We start from the raw sequence: 13,268 nt of genomic DNA on the forward strand, positions 1-13,268 counted from the left end.
TTGCGGATGAGGGGGTGGGTCAGGACGCGGACAGCCGCGCCGCCAGGCGGATGATCGTGCGTCGGCGAGGCCGACGAGGCGCTCCGCGCCCGGCCCGGGTTCATGTCCGGAAGAACGCGACGTGGAGCACGGCTACACCGCGACGAGCGAGCCCTTGTTCCGCGGCGTCAGGAGGAAGGCCAGCAGGTACAGCACGGCCACCATCACCAGCAGGTTCGCGTAGCCGGTGAGCAGGGCGAAGTACTCCAGGCAGCCACCCAGCATCGCACCGAGCAGGTTGAGGCCGAACGCCGCGCGGGAGTCGTCGGAAGCTGCGAACCGCTTCGAGAACGCCACGTTGGCGAGGTAGATCGGGACGAACGCCAGCAGCACCGCCACGACGAGCCGGGGCAGCACCGGCAGCGCCAGGAGCCAGGCGGGATCGACGAGGTAGCAGACGGCCAGCGAGGCGGCGATGCCGCCGAAGACGACGGGAAGTGGGGGCGTTCGGAACCGCCGTGTCGTCTCGACCGCGGCCAGCACGATGAGCAGCACGCCGGCGAACACCAGCGCGTTCACCAGCCAGGTGGTGCCGAACAGCAGCGCGAACGTCGTGATGTTCTTCGTCTCCAGCAGCATGAAGGCCGCGCCCATGAAGAACAGGTCGGCATAGGGGCGCATCTCCCGCAGCGGGCCGCCCAGCGCACGCACGGCGATGAAGGAGATCAGCAGGATGCCGCCGAGGGCGCCGAGGTAGAGCATCGGGATCGGGCCGCCCTGGTAGTACAGGAACGGGCGGTCGTCCGTGGCGGGAGCGATCACCGTCGAGGAGGCCACGTGCACGCCGTCGCAGGACTGCTTCGACTCGTCCAGCGCTGCGGTGACCACGGCCTGGCCGCCGCCGACCTTGTCGACGCAGGGGACGTGGCCGAAGGAGGCCTCCGCGGTGCCCGCGAGCCGGTCGATCAGCCAGTCCTCGCGGTAGTAGTTGTACATCGCGAAGGCCCCGTCGGGCGTCAGGTGCGCCCTCGCTGCGGCGATCGCCTGCTCGGTGAACAGGAAGCTCTCCAGCCGGATCTGGGAGGCGCCCGTGACCAGGGCGAGCGAGTCGGGCAGGGCGAAGAGGATCAGGTCGTAGCGGGTGTCGGTGGTTTCGAGGAAGGCCCGGCCGTCGTTCACGTGGCGGGTCACCCGCGGGTCGTCGTATGGGCGGTCGGGGTTGCGCTGGACGCCGATCTCCATGATCCGGGGGTCGATGTCGACGGCGTCGATGTGCCCGGCGCCCTTGCTCAGCGCGATCGCCACGTCCGAACCCGAGCCCGCCCCGATGATCAACACGTTGCGCAGGGGGTTGCCGGGCGTCCGGAGGTACGGCTTCGAGTACTGCGGCTCCTCCTTGAGGCGCTGCTGAGCCGATCGCATCACCTGGTGCGGCACCCCGTTGACGGAGATGTCGACCAGGGGGACCCCGTCCACCACCAGGTCACGGGTGTGCACCTTGTAGTAGGGCGACCAGGAATTGCCCGGCGTGATGGTCTCCAGCAGCAGGACGGCGACCACGGCGGCGCCGGCGACCACCGTGAGCAGCCGGTGGCGCGGGACGGCGAGCACGGTGAAGGCGGCCGCCACGAGGACGCCCCACACCACCGACGGCGCACCGAGGAACGACAGGAGCGTGAAGGAGACGATGCCGATCAGCGAGCCGACGAGGTCCCAGCGGTAGGCGGTCAGCGGGCGGAGCTGGGCGAAGCAGCGTCCGACGACCTCGGCCGGGCCCGCGAGCACGGCGGCGACGAGGACGAAGATCAGCGGCAGCACCACCCAGGCGGGCGGGCCGGTGGTGTTGAGGGAGGTGAAGTAGATGATCTGGTCGCCGGCACGGTCGATGGTGACCGGTGCGGCGTAGGTGGCGATCACGAGGACGGCGAGGACCACGGGCACGCCGGGCAGGACCGACCAGGACCGCCGGGCGATCAGGAAGCCCAGGCCGATGCCGAGGAACGAGCCCAGCAGCACGAAGTTGGAGAAGTAGCTCAGGTGCACGACGTTCGAGCCGAGCCACCGGATCAGGGCGAGCTCGAGGAAGAGCATCAGCGTGCTGCCGAGCACCAGCCGGAGCACCACCGCCTGATCGGGCCGGTCGGGCTCCGCGTCGGCGGACAGTCGCCAGGGTCGGCGGGTCGGGGTGGCGGTGGACGCTCCGCTCACGGGGTGCATGGCGAGACCATAGCCAACGCGGTGCCGGTGGGCGAGCACCGACGTCGTACGACTGTCGGCGGGTCGGACGCACGAGGGCGCGGACAGGGCCGGAGGCCCTGGGCGCTGCGTGACGTCACCGTCACCGGTCCGGCGACCGGCACGGTGAGCATCACCCGCCGGCTACGACCCGGTGCGCCAGAGCACGGCGACCAGCACGTTGATCACCGCGAGGCCCGCCGCGACGTCCACCAGGACCGGGGCGGGATTGCCCTTTCGGTCGCGTGCGCCGGCGATCTCCGCGCAGGCCACCGCACCGAGCGCGACGGCGAGCTTGACGCCGATCTTGGCCATGTTCAGGTCAGCCTGCGCCATCTCGAGCAGCCCGACCAGGACCACGCCGATCACCAGCTGCGCCCGCGCTCCCCACACCAGTACCGACAGGCCCCGGGGGGCACCGAGCCGGATGGCGAGCCAGCCGCCGAGAAGGGCGGCCATGCCGAGGAAATGGAGGACGACGAAGATACCGATGACTGGACCCATGGCCGTGACCTTAGCGAACCGCCCAAGCCGGCCGGCGCCGCGCGCCCGGTGGCCTGCGCAGGGTTGCTGAGCCGGTCCAGCGTGCCGTCCGGCCCCGTCCGGGGTACCGGAGCACCGGCGCGGGCCCGACCGCCAGGGCCCGCGTCGCTACTTCCTGACCAGCAGGACGACGACCGAGACCACCATCACCAGCGCGCAGGCCACGCAGGCGGCGATGTAGGCCCCCTGGTTACCTCCCGAGGAGGTCGCCGCGAGGATCCCGAACAGGATCGCGAGCGCGGCCCCCGCGACCGCCGAGCCTGTCCAGTAGTTCTTCTGGGTCTGGGTGAGAGACATCGCGTGCTCCTTCCGAACGCCCGATGCCGACCACGTTAGGCCTCGTCAGCGCCGGTTCACAGGTGCACAAGTGGCACCGGGCAATTGGGTGCCCGGCGGTATCACCCACGCTGCTGCGTGCTCACCGGGGTGCGTGCGGCACCCGGACGGCCGTACGGGCCGGCCCTCCCGGTGCCGCGGCGAGACCCTCAGATCAGCCGGGCCGAGAGGACGCCGGCGATGCCGCGGATCTGGGCCATCACCGAGTCCGGCACGTCGCCGTCCACGTCGACGAGGGTGTAGGCGAGCTCACCGCGCGACTTGTTGAGCAGGTCGGCGATGTTCAGCCCCGCAGACGCCAGCAGCGTGGAGATCTGGCCCACCATGTTGGGCACGTTGCTGTTCGCGATGGCGATCCGGCTGGTGCCCTCGGCCCGGGCAAGCGACGCGTTGGGGAAGTTCACCGAGTTCACGATGGTGCCCTCGGTGAGGAAGTCCCGCAGCTGGTCGGCGGCCATCCGCGCGCAGTTCTCCTCGGCCTCGTTGGTCGACGCGCCCAGGTGGGGCAGCGTGACCACCTTGTCCCGCTTGTTCAGCGCGGGGGAGGGGAAGTCGCAGATGTAGGCGCGCAGCTGGCCGCTCTCGAGCGCCTCCACGACGGCGTCCTCGTCGACGATGGGGCCGCGGGCGAAGTTGATCACCACCGCCGACTTGCGCATGCGTCCCAGCGCCTCGGCCCCGATCAGCCCGCGGGTGGCGTCGACGAGCGGCACGTGGATCGTGATGATGTCGGCGCGCTTCAGCAACTGGTCGAGGTTCGTCACGTGCTCGACGAACGAGCTGAGGTTCCAGGCGTGCTCGACCGTGATCCCGGGGTCGTAGCCCAGCACCTTCATGCCGAGCGCAGTGGCGGCGTTGGCCACCTCGACCCCGATGGCGCCCAGGCCGATCACGCCCAGGGTGCGCCCGGGGAGCTCCCAGCCGACGAAGGCCTTCTTGCCCGCCTCGACGGCCTTGTCCATCGACGCGGCGTCACCCTCGAGGCGGTGCGCGAAGGCGGCGGCGGGGACGATGTTGCGCGCGGCGAGGAACAGCGCGGCGACGACGAGTTCCTTCACCGCGTTGGCGTTGGCGCCGGGGGTGTTGAAGACGGGGATGCCGCGAGCGCTGTAGTCGGCGATCGGGATGTTGTTGGTGCCGGCACCCGCGCGGGCCACCGCCAGCACGGACGCCGGGATCTCCACCCCGTGGAGGTTCGCCGAGCGCAGCATGATCGCATCCGGGCGCTCGACCTCCGAGGACACCTCGAACTCGTCCTTCGGGAGCCGGGAGAGCCCGGTGTGGCTGATCGCGTTGAGCGTCTTGATCGTGAAGGTCATCTGGTCCTCACCCGTTGCGGCGTTCGAAGTCGGTCATGAAGTCGATCAGCGCCTGCACGCCCTCCAGCGGCATCGCGTTGTAGATGCTCGCCCGCATGCCGCCCACCGAGCGGTGGCCGGCCAGCGCGGTCAGGCCCGCGGCCTCGGCCTCGGTCACGAAGGCCTTGTCGAGCTCCGGACGGGCCTGGAGGAACGGCACGTTCATCCACGACCGCGAGTCCTTCGCCACCGGGTTGGAGTAGTAGTCGCTGGCGTCGATGAACCCGTACAGGGCGTCCGCCTTGGCCCGGTTGCGCTCGGCCATCCCGGCCAGGCCTCCGTTCTCCTTCACCCAGGCGAGGATCTTGCCGAGCAGGTAGATGCCGAAGGTCGGCGGGGTGTTCAGCATCGAGTCGGCATCGGCCATCGCCTTGTAGTCCCAGATCGAGGGCGTTCCCGGACGCGCGTTGCCGATCAGGTCGTCGCGGACGATCACCACGCACAGGCCGGAAGGGCCCATGTTCTTCTGGGCGCCGGCATAGATCAGCCCGTAGCGAGACACATCGACCGGACGGGACAGGATGGTCGAGCTCATGTCGGCCACCAGCGGCACGCCGCCGGCGTCGGGGACGTAGCCGAACTCGACGCCACCGATCGTCTCGTTGGGCGTGTAGTGCAGGTACGCGGCCGCCGGGTTGACGCTGAAGCTGCGCTCGGCCGGGGTGGTCGTGTAGTGGGACGCGGCCTCGTCGGCGAGCACGCTGACGGCCAGCCCCTGGGCCTTGGCCGCCTTGATCGCCTTCGCCGACCACTGGCCGGTGTTGAGGAAGTCCGCCGGGTCGCCGGGAGCCGCGAGGTTCAGCGGGATCGCGTCGAACTGGCCGGACGCGCCGCCCTGGAGGAAGAGGACCTTGTAGTTCTCGGGCACGCCCATGAGCTCGCGCAGCAGCGCCTCGGTCTCGGCCGCGCAGGCGACGAAGGCCTTGCCCCGGTGCGAGACCTCCATCACCGAACTCCCCGAACCCTGCCAGTCGGTGAGTTCCGACCGGGCCGCCTCGAGAGCGGCCAACGGGAGCATGGCGGGACCTGCGGAGAAGTTGTAGACGCGCATGGCGTCATTCTGTCAGCTTGATTACGGCGGGACCCTCGCGTCCCCGGCTGTGGACGCTCAGAATCCGGGCCGGGCGCGCTCGACCACCGAGACGGCCGCCGGCTCGCCGATGACGTCCACATCCGCCGCGGAGCGCCGTCCGTACAGGTACAGCAGGATCTCGCTCGGCCGGCCGGCGAGGGTCACGATGTCCGGTCCACGGCCGATCCGCACCGGCTCGCTGCCCGGGGTGTCCCGCTGGAGCCACACGGCCACCGGGCACCCGCGCAGGAACAGCCGGCCCATCACGGCGGACCGCTTCCAGGCGAGGTTCTCCAGTGCCAGGTCGAGCGGGCGCGGGGTGATCACGCCGGAGCCGCGGCGGACGTCCTCGCAGTGGATGAAGAACTCGATGGTGTTCGCCAGCGACTCCGCGCCCGGGAGCCGGAACGGCGAGAGCCCCGCGGGTCCGCGCCGGATCGCTCCCACCAGGTCGGCGTAGGCGTGGTGGCGCCGGACGTGCTCGAGGCGCCGCTCGATCCGTCCGGACTGTCGCAGGGCGATCGCCGGTGCCACCGTCCAGGCCTCGTTCTCGCGCAGCCAGACGTGCGCGGCGAGGTGGTGCGCCGTCCATCCCTCGCACAGGGTCGGGGCGGTGGGGACGACGGCGTCGAGGGCATCGCACAGGGCGGAGCGCTGGTCTGCGGGGCGGGCGCTGTGGCTCATGTCCCGCACACTACCCAGCGCGGCGGACGCCGACCCGCCCGGGCCGCGAACCATGCGCCACCGTGGACGCAGGGGGCGGGAGGCGGCGGTACCGCCTGCCACAATGTCGGGGTGAGCGAACTGGACCCTGGACTGGCCGCGCTGCTCAAGCGCAACCCGGACGGACTGGTGCCCGCGATCGTGCAGGACGCGACGTCGGGCCAGGTGCTGATGCTGGCCTGGATGGACGACGAGGCCTTGCGGCGGACGCTGGCCACCCGCCGCGCCACCTACTGGTCGCGCAGCCGGGGGCAGTACTGGGTCAAGGGCGAGACCAGCGGGCACGTCCAGGCCGTCCGCGAGGTGCGCCTCGACTGCGACGGCGACACCCTGCTGCTGAGGGTCGACCAGACTGGCCCCGCCTGCCACACGGGCACCACGACGTGCTTCGACGGCCGCCTGGTGCTGGGGGAGAGCGCATGAGCCTGCGCATCGAACCCGACCTCGAGGGCTTCCTTGCCGCGGGCGCCGAGCGCCGCGTGGTCAGCGTGCACGCCCGTCTGCTCGCCGACGACTTCACCCCCGTCGGGCTGTACCACCAGCTGTGTGGGGAGCGCCCGAACACCTTCCTGCTCGAGTCCGCCGAGGGCGGGGTGTGGTCGCGCTACTCCTTCGTCGGGGTGAACGCCGTGGCCAACCTGACCGAGGCCGACGGCGCCGCCCGCTGGGAGTTCTCCGGACGCCCGATCGCCGGGCTGCCCACGGGCGGGAACCCGCTGGACGTGCTGGCCCGCACCCTCGACCTGCTGCACACGCCGCGCGCCGAGGGCCTGCCCCCGCTGGTCTCGGGGATGGTCGGCTACCTGGGCTACGACGTGGTGCGCCGGCTCGAGCGGCTGCCGGACGCGAACCCCGACGACCTGGGCATTCCGGAGCTGGCGATGATGCTGGTCTCGGACATGGCCGTGCTCGACCACCACACCGGCGAGGTCTGGCTGGTCGCCAACGCGATCAACTTCGACGACTCTGCCGAACGCATCGAGGACGCCTGGGCCGATGCCTGCGCCCGCGTCGAGGCCATGGCGGCAGCGCTGCTGCGTCCGGCAGAACCCCTGGTGGCCGTGCGGGGCGACGCGGCCCCGTCCGCGGAGATCCGGCGGCAGCGCACCAGCGCGGAGTACGAGGCGGCGGTGGCCGCGGCGATCGAGGAGATCAGGGCCGGCGAGGCCTTCCAGATCGTGCCCAGCCAGCGGTTCGAGGCCGACTGCCCGGCCGACCCGCTGGACGTCTACCGCGTGCTGCGCCGCACCAACCCGAGCCCCTACCTCTACCTGTTGCGGCTGCACGGCTTCGCCATCGTCGGGTCCAGCCCGGAAGCGCTGGTGCAGGTGACCGGCGGGCGGGCGACGACCCACCCGATCGCGGGAACCCGGCCCCGGGGGAGCACGGCCGCCGCCGACGCCGGGCTCGAGGCCGAGCTGCTGGCCGACGCCAAGGAGGCGGCCGAGCACCTGATGCTCGTCGACCTCGGGCGCAACGACCTGGGACGGGTGTGCGTGCCGGGCACGGTCGAGGTGGTCGAGTTCATGAAGGTGCGCCGCTACAGCCACGTGATGCACCTGGAGGCCGCGGTCTCCGGGACGCTCGCCGCGGGGCGGACGGCGCTGGACGCCACGCTGAGCTGCTTCCCGGCCGGCACCCTCTCCGGTGCCCCGAAGGTGCGGGCGATGGAGATCATCGACCGGCTCGAGGTGTCCCGGAGGGGCCTGTACGGCGGGGTGGTCGGGTACTTCGACTTCGCGGGCGACTCCGACACGGCGATCGCGATCCGCACGGCGGTCATCCGCGACCAGGTCGCCTACGTCCAGGCCGGGGCCGGGGTCGTCGCCGACTCGGTGCCCGCCAGGGAGGACGAGGAGAGCCGCAACAAGGCCGCCGCCGTGCTGGGTGCCGTGGCGGAGGCGTCGGCCCTCACCCGGCTCGCCCGGGACGATTCCTGAGAGTCCCTCAGGCAATCCTTCGGCGAGAGGGTGGCGGTGTTTGCGCCAACACGCCAGTATGGAGCCTTGCTTGGTTTACCAGAGCAGTCCCTGCCTGACTCGAAGGAGCGATCGAATGATCGAAAGCGCTGAACGGGCCACCAGCACTGCCGCCCGGGAGTATCACCACGGCCGGACCCCCGCGGCCTGGACCGGCAGCATCATCGCTGCCGTCGCCTTCATCCTGGGGGCCGTGGCCATGGTGACCGGTCCGAACTGGACACTGATGTGGGTGGCCTCCGTTCTGCTCGTGCTGTCGCTGGTCGCCGGCGGCGTGCTTCGTCGGATGGGGTACGGACAGTCCTGACATGACGGTGCTGGACGAGATCATCGCCGGTGTTGTCGAGGATCTCGAGGTCCGTCGCGCGCACCGCCCGCTGGAAGAGCTCATCGCGCAGGTGGCCACGATGCCGCCGGCGCTCGACCCGCTGCCCGCGCTGCGCGCGCCAGGGCTCGGCGTGATCGCGGAGGTCAAGCGGTCCAGCCCCAGCAAGGGGGCCCTGGCCCGCATCGACGACCCCGCGGCCCTGGCGTCCGCCTACGCCGCGGGCGGGGCGTCCGCGATCTCCGTGCTCACCGAGGGACGCCGCTTCGGGGGCAGCCTCGACGACCTGGTGGCCGTCCGCTCCGCCGTGGAGACGCCGCTGCTGCGCAAGGACTTCGTCGTCACCGAGTACCAGTTGTGGGAGGGGCGGGCCGCCGGCGCCGACCTCGCCCTCCTGATCGTCGCGGCGCTCGACCAGGACGACCTCACCGCCTTCCTCGATCTCGCCGGCCGCATCGGCGTGACCTGCCTCGTCGAGACCCACACCGCAGAAGAGGTACGGCGTGCGCTCGATGCCGGGGCCACGCTGATCGGCGTGAACAACCGCGACCTCAAGACCCTCGAGGTCGACTTGAACCATTTCCAAGAACTTGCTGAGCTGATCGGCGACGAGGCGGTCAAGGTCGCCGAGTCCGGGATCCTCAGCGTCGAGGACGCGGCCCGGATGCGCTCCGCAGGCGCGGACGCCGTCCTGGTGGGCGAACTGCTGGTGCGCTCGGGAGACCCGGCGTCCGCGGTGGCCGCCCTCCGGTCGCTGGCATGACTCTGCGGCCGGAGTGTGAGTGAATAGGGCGGTGACCCCTACATCGCTGCCCGACGCCGCCGGTCACTACGACATCTTCGGTGGCCGCTACGTTCCCGAGGCCCTCGTCGCTGCGCTCAACCAGCTCGAGGCCGAGTTCGACGCCGCGATGGGGGACCCGGCGTTCTGGCGCGAGCTCGACGACCTGCGGCGCAACTACTCCGGACGCCCGACGCCGCTCACCGACGCGCCGCGGTTCAGCCGGCACTGCGGCAACGTCCGGGTGCTCCTCAAGCGTGAGGACCTCAACCACACCGGCTCCCACAAGATCAACAACGTCCTCGGGCAGGCGCTCCTGACCCGCCGTATGGGCAAGACGCGAGTGATCGCGGAGACCGGCGCCGGCCAGCACGGCGTCGCCACGGCGACAGCTGCGGCCCTGCTGGGCATGGAGTGCCGGGTGTACATGGGCCGGGTGGACACCGACCGGCAGGCGCTCAACGTCGCCCGGATGCAGTTGCTCGGCGCCGAGGTGATCGCGGTCGAGTCCGGCAGCCAGACGCTCAAGGACGCGATGAACGAGGCCATGCGCGACTGGGTGGCCAGCGTCGACAACACCCACTACCTGATCGGCACGGTGGCCGGGCCGCACCCGTTCCCGAAGATGGTCAAGGAGTTCCACCGCGTGATCAGCGCCGAGATCCGCGCGCAGATGCTCGACCGCTACGGTCGCCTCCCCGACGGGGTCGCGGCGTGCGTCGGCGGCGGGTCCAACGCCATGGGCACCTTCGCGGAGTTCATCGACACCCCGGAGGTGGCGCTGTACGGGTTCGAGGCCGGCGGTGACGGCGTGGAGACGGGTCGCCACGCCGCGGCCATCGAGGGCGGCTCGGTGGGCGTCCTGCACGGCATGCGGACCTACATCCTCCAGGACGCCGACGGCCAGACGATGGAGTCGCACTCCATCTCTGCGGGGCTGGACTACCCGGGCGTCGGGCCGGAGCACTCCTGGCTCGCGGCCACCGGACGCGCGACCTACGAGGCGGTGACCGACGCGGAGGCCATGGACGCCTTCGAGGTGCTCACCCGCACCGAGGGCATCATGCCGGCGATCGAGTCCGCCCACGCCCTGGCCGGCGTCATGCGCCTGGGCCGGCGCCTGGCCGTCGAACAGCCGGACGCCTCCCCGACGATCGTCATCTGCCTGTCCGGGCGCGGTGACAAGGACGTGGACACCGCCATCCGCTACTTCGGCCTCACCGGCAAGCCCGACTCTGCGACCGGCGGTGCGGCATGAGCGTCACGGCGGGCCCGGCGGCCGGTTCCGCGGCGGCGTTCGCTGCGGCGAAGCAGCAGGGCAGGGGGGCCCTCGTCGGCTACCTCCCGGTCGGCTACCCGACGGTGCCCGGCTCGCTGGCCGCGCTGAGGGCGCTGTGCGGCGAGGGGGGAGAGGGCCCGGGGGTCGACCTCGTCGAGATCGGCCTGCCGTACTCCGACCCGATGATGGACGGTCCCGTGATCCAGCGGGCCGGGACGGCCGCGCTCGCGCGCGGCGTCCGCACCCGGGACGTGTTCGCCGCGGTGGAGGCCGTCCGCAGCACGGGCACGCCGGCCGTGGTGATGACCTACTGGAACCTCGTCGACCGCTACGGCGTCGAGGCCTTCGCCCGCGACCTCGCGGCCGCCGGGGGCTCGGGGCTGATCACGCCCGATCTGATCCCGGACGAGGCGGACGAGTGGATCGCCGCCTCACAGGCCCACGGGCTCGACCGGATCTTCCTCGTCTCGCCGTCCTCGACCGACGAGCGCATCGTGGCCACCGCCGCGGCCTGTCGCGGCTGGATGTACGCGACCGCGGTGATGGGGGTCACGGGCACCCGCTCGGCCAGCCCGACGGCCGCTCCGGAGCTCGTCGCCCGGATCCGCGCGCTGGCGCCGGGGATGCCGGTCGGCGTCGGTCTGGGGGTGTCGAACGGCGACCAGGCGGCCGACGTGTGCGCCTACGCGGACGCCGTGATCGTCGGCTCCGCGTTCATCAAGCCCCTGCTCGCGGCCGAGGGGGCCGGGACCCCCGACGACCTGTCGGGCCTGCGGACCGTGCTCGCCGACCTGACCGCCGGCGTCCGTCGCTGAGGCCGGGGCGGTGCCGCAGCGCCGCGCGCTCCCTCAGTGCGCCATGGTCTCGAGGGGCACCGGGCATCATGGGTGGGTGCGACGGGGACGGCTGGTGGCTGCGACGGCGCTGGCGCTCGCGCTGCTGTCCGGGTGCACGCCCGCGGCGACCGTGACCGGCCCGTCCCCGACGGCGCCCACGCCGGGGTTCCTGGGCGCGGAACTGACCGAGCCGTACGTGTTGCCGGACGTGACGCTCGAGGCGTCCACCGGTGCCGCCTTCGACCTGCGCACCGGCAGCGACCGGCCGGTCCTCGTGCTCTACTTCGGCTACACCAACTGCCCGGACATCTGCCTGGGGGTGATGACCGACCTGGCCTCAGCCCTGAACCGTCTCCCGGCAGACGTGCGGGCGAAGGTGCAGGTGCTCCTGGTGACGGTTGACCCCGAGCGCGACACCCCGGACGTGCTCGCCACCTACCTCGCCCGGATCGACCCGGACTTCATCGGGCTCACCGGCCGGGCGGAGACGATCGAGAGCGTTGCCGCGGCGGTGGGGGTGGCGATCGAGGGCGTGGAGAAGCGGCCCGACGGGGGCTACGACGTCAACCACACCGCGCAGGTGATCGGTGTCGACGCCGCCCGGCGCGGCGTGGTCGTGTGGACGCAGGGGACCCCGATCGGCACCTACCGGGCCGACATCGAGCGACTCGTTCGACAACAGGGTTGACCGGACGGTAAGGATGGCCCCGTGATCCTGTTCATCCCGAGCCCGTCGATCAGCTCCTTCCAGATCGGCCCGCTGACGATCCACATCTACGCGCTGTGCCTGATCACCGGCATCGTCTTCGCCTGGATGATCGGCGTGCGCCGGTGGCGGGCCCGGGGTGGCCGCACCGAGAGCTTCGAGACCATCCTGCTGTGGGCGATCCCGAGCGGCATCGTCGGTGCCCGGATCTACCACGTGCTCACCCATCTCGGCGACTATGTCGGACCGACCGCCACCCAGCACTGGTGGGCGATCTGGGAGGGCGGGATCGCGATCTACGGCGCGATCGGCGCCGGGGCGCTGGCCGCCTGGATCGCCGCCCGCCGCCAGAAGGTGGCCTTCGCCGCCCTCGCCGACGCGTTGGCGCCCGGCATCGCTGTCGGCCAGGCGTTCGGGCGGTTCGGCAACTGGTTCAACCAGGAGCTCTACGGCCAGCCCACCGACCTGCCCTGGGGGCTCGAGATCGACCCGGCCCACCGCGCACCCGGATTCGAGGAGTACGCCACCTTCCACCCGACCTTCCTCTACGAGTCGGTGTGGAACCTCTTCGTTGCCGGCACGCTGCTGTGGGCCGACCGGCGCTTCCGCCTCGGCAGGGGCAAGGTGTTCGCCCTCTACATCGCGCTGTACGGCTTCGGCCGCACGTTCACCGAGCACATCCGGCTCGACTACTCCTACGACACCTTCGGTCCGATCCGCTTCAACGAGGCGGTGGCCATCCTCATCTGCCTCAGCGGCGTCGCCCTGTTCGCGTGGCTGTCGAAGTTCCGTCCGGGGCGCGAGGACGTGGTGGAGTTCGGGGCCGGGGCTCCGTCCCGGACGGCGGAGGGCGACGGGCAGGAGCCCGGGACGGAGGCACCGGCCACCGGGGCTGCGGAGCAGGGACCGGACGCGCCGCCGGCCACGCCGGAGCCGCCGGTGGCGGCCAAGGACTGAGCTGTTCCGTATACTGGACGCAACGATCAGCATCCGGGACGCCGCCCGCTCAGGGGCCGTCCAGAATGCAGTCGGACGCAAGGGGAGCCCGCCTGGCTTCAGGTAGGCTCCGGCCTCTAGCGTGCAGTGTCGGCGTGCTGGCCGACCGGCCGCACCCGC

Annotated in this window: 14 protein-coding genes; 8 read left to right on the top strand and 6 right to left on the bottom strand. The window is 71.5% G+C overall.

All coding sequences use genetic code 11. The features are described 5' to 3' along the window. Window positions 1–132: 132 nt before the first annotated feature. From ACFQQJ_RS16940 to ACFQQJ_RS16965, 6 genes are all read right to left on the bottom strand, one after another. Window positions 133–2,196, bottom strand: a complete 2,064-nt coding sequence (locus ACFQQJ_RS16940) for a spermidine synthase (protein WP_377108370.1) — start codon at window positions 2,194–2,196, stop codon at window positions 133–135. A 162-nt stretch (window positions 2,197–2,358) separates the two neighbouring features. Continuing rightward, window positions 2,359–2,718, bottom strand: a complete 360-nt coding sequence (locus ACFQQJ_RS16945; protein WP_377108372.1) for a hypothetical protein — start codon at window positions 2,716–2,718, stop codon at window positions 2,359–2,361. 147 nt (window positions 2,719–2,865) lie between these two features. Beyond that, a complete protein-coding gene (locus ACFQQJ_RS16950) occupies window positions 2,866–3,054 on the bottom strand; it encodes a hypothetical protein (RefSeq protein ID WP_377108374.1) in 189 nt (62 codons plus the stop codon). Between the two features lie 188 nt (window positions 3,055–3,242). Next, window positions 3,243–4,412 carry a phosphoglycerate dehydrogenase gene (locus tag ACFQQJ_RS16955; protein ID WP_377108376.1) on the bottom strand — a complete coding sequence of 390 codons (1,170 nt, stop codon included), beginning with the start codon at window positions 4,410–4,412 and terminating at the stop codon, window positions 3,243–3,245. A gap of 7 nt (window positions 4,413–4,419) precedes the next feature. Then, the gene (gene serC / locus ACFQQJ_RS16960) at window positions 4,420–5,502 is read right to left on the bottom strand and encodes a 3-phosphoserine/phosphohydroxythreonine transaminase (RefSeq protein WP_377108378.1); all 1,083 of its coding nucleotides are present in this window, start codon (window positions 5,500–5,502) and stop codon (window positions 4,420–4,422) included. A gap of 57 nt (window positions 5,503–5,559) precedes the next feature. Next, window positions 5,560–6,207 carry a TIGR03085 family metal-binding protein gene (locus ACFQQJ_RS16965; RefSeq protein ID WP_377108380.1) on the bottom strand — a complete coding sequence of 216 codons (648 nt, stop codon included), beginning with the start codon at window positions 6,205–6,207 and terminating at the stop codon, window positions 5,560–5,562. Window positions 6,208–6,318: 111 nt separating this feature from the next. On the opposite strand from ACFQQJ_RS16965, the gene hisI reads away from it, so the two are divergent. The 8 genes from hisI to lgt all read left to right on the top strand — a co-directional run bounded on the left by hisI (window position 6,319) and on the right by lgt (window position 13,109). Next, window positions 6,319–6,669 carry a phosphoribosyl-AMP cyclohydrolase gene (gene hisI, locus ACFQQJ_RS16970; protein WP_377108382.1) on the top strand — a complete coding sequence of 117 codons (351 nt, stop codon included), beginning with the start codon at window positions 6,319–6,321 and terminating at the stop codon, window positions 6,667–6,669. After that, entirely contained in the window at window positions 6,666–8,186 is a 1,521-nt protein-coding gene (locus tag ACFQQJ_RS16975; protein ID WP_377108384.1) for an anthranilate synthase component I, read from the top strand. Before hisI ends, ACFQQJ_RS16975 begins: the two co-directional genes overlap by 4 nt. A 115-nt stretch (window positions 8,187–8,301) precedes the next feature. After that, the gene (locus ACFQQJ_RS16980; RefSeq protein ID WP_377108385.1) at window positions 8,302–8,532 is read left to right on the top strand and encodes an HGxxPAAW family protein; all 231 of its coding nucleotides are present in this window, start codon (window positions 8,302–8,304) and stop codon (window positions 8,530–8,532) included. A gap of 1 nt (window position 8,533) precedes the next feature. Continuing rightward, window positions 8,534–9,313 (top strand): indole-3-glycerol phosphate synthase TrpC, encoded by a 780-nt coding sequence (gene trpC / locus ACFQQJ_RS16985; protein ID WP_377108387.1) that lies wholly within the window; start codon window positions 8,534–8,536, stop codon window positions 9,311–9,313. 31 nt (window positions 9,314–9,344) lie between these two features. Beyond that, the gene (gene trpB, locus ACFQQJ_RS16990; RefSeq protein ID WP_377108389.1) at window positions 9,345–10,589 is read left to right on the top strand and encodes a tryptophan synthase subunit beta; all 1,245 of its coding nucleotides are present in this window, start codon (window positions 9,345–9,347) and stop codon (window positions 10,587–10,589) included. Next, window positions 10,586–11,425 (top strand): tryptophan synthase subunit alpha, encoded by an 840-nt coding sequence (gene trpA, locus ACFQQJ_RS16995; protein WP_377108390.1) that lies wholly within the window; start codon window positions 10,586–10,588, stop codon window positions 11,423–11,425. Before trpB ends, trpA begins: the two co-directional genes overlap by 4 nt. A 76-nt stretch (window positions 11,426–11,501) precedes the next feature. Then, window positions 11,502–12,134 carry an SCO family protein gene (locus ACFQQJ_RS17000; RefSeq protein ID WP_377108392.1) on the top strand — a complete coding sequence of 211 codons (633 nt, stop codon included), beginning with the start codon at window positions 11,502–11,504 and terminating at the stop codon, window positions 12,132–12,134. Window positions 12,135–12,155: 21 nt separating this feature from the next. Further along, a complete protein-coding gene (gene lgt / locus ACFQQJ_RS17005) occupies window positions 12,156–13,109 on the top strand; it encodes a prolipoprotein diacylglyceryl transferase (RefSeq protein ID WP_377108393.1) in 954 nt (317 codons plus the stop codon). Window positions 13,110–13,268: the final 159 nt, after the last annotated feature.

The organism is Propionicimonas sp. T2.31MG-18 (assembly GCF_964266745.1).
Lineage (GTDB): Bacteria > Actinomycetota > Actinomycetes > Propionibacteriales > Propionibacteriaceae > Propionicimonas.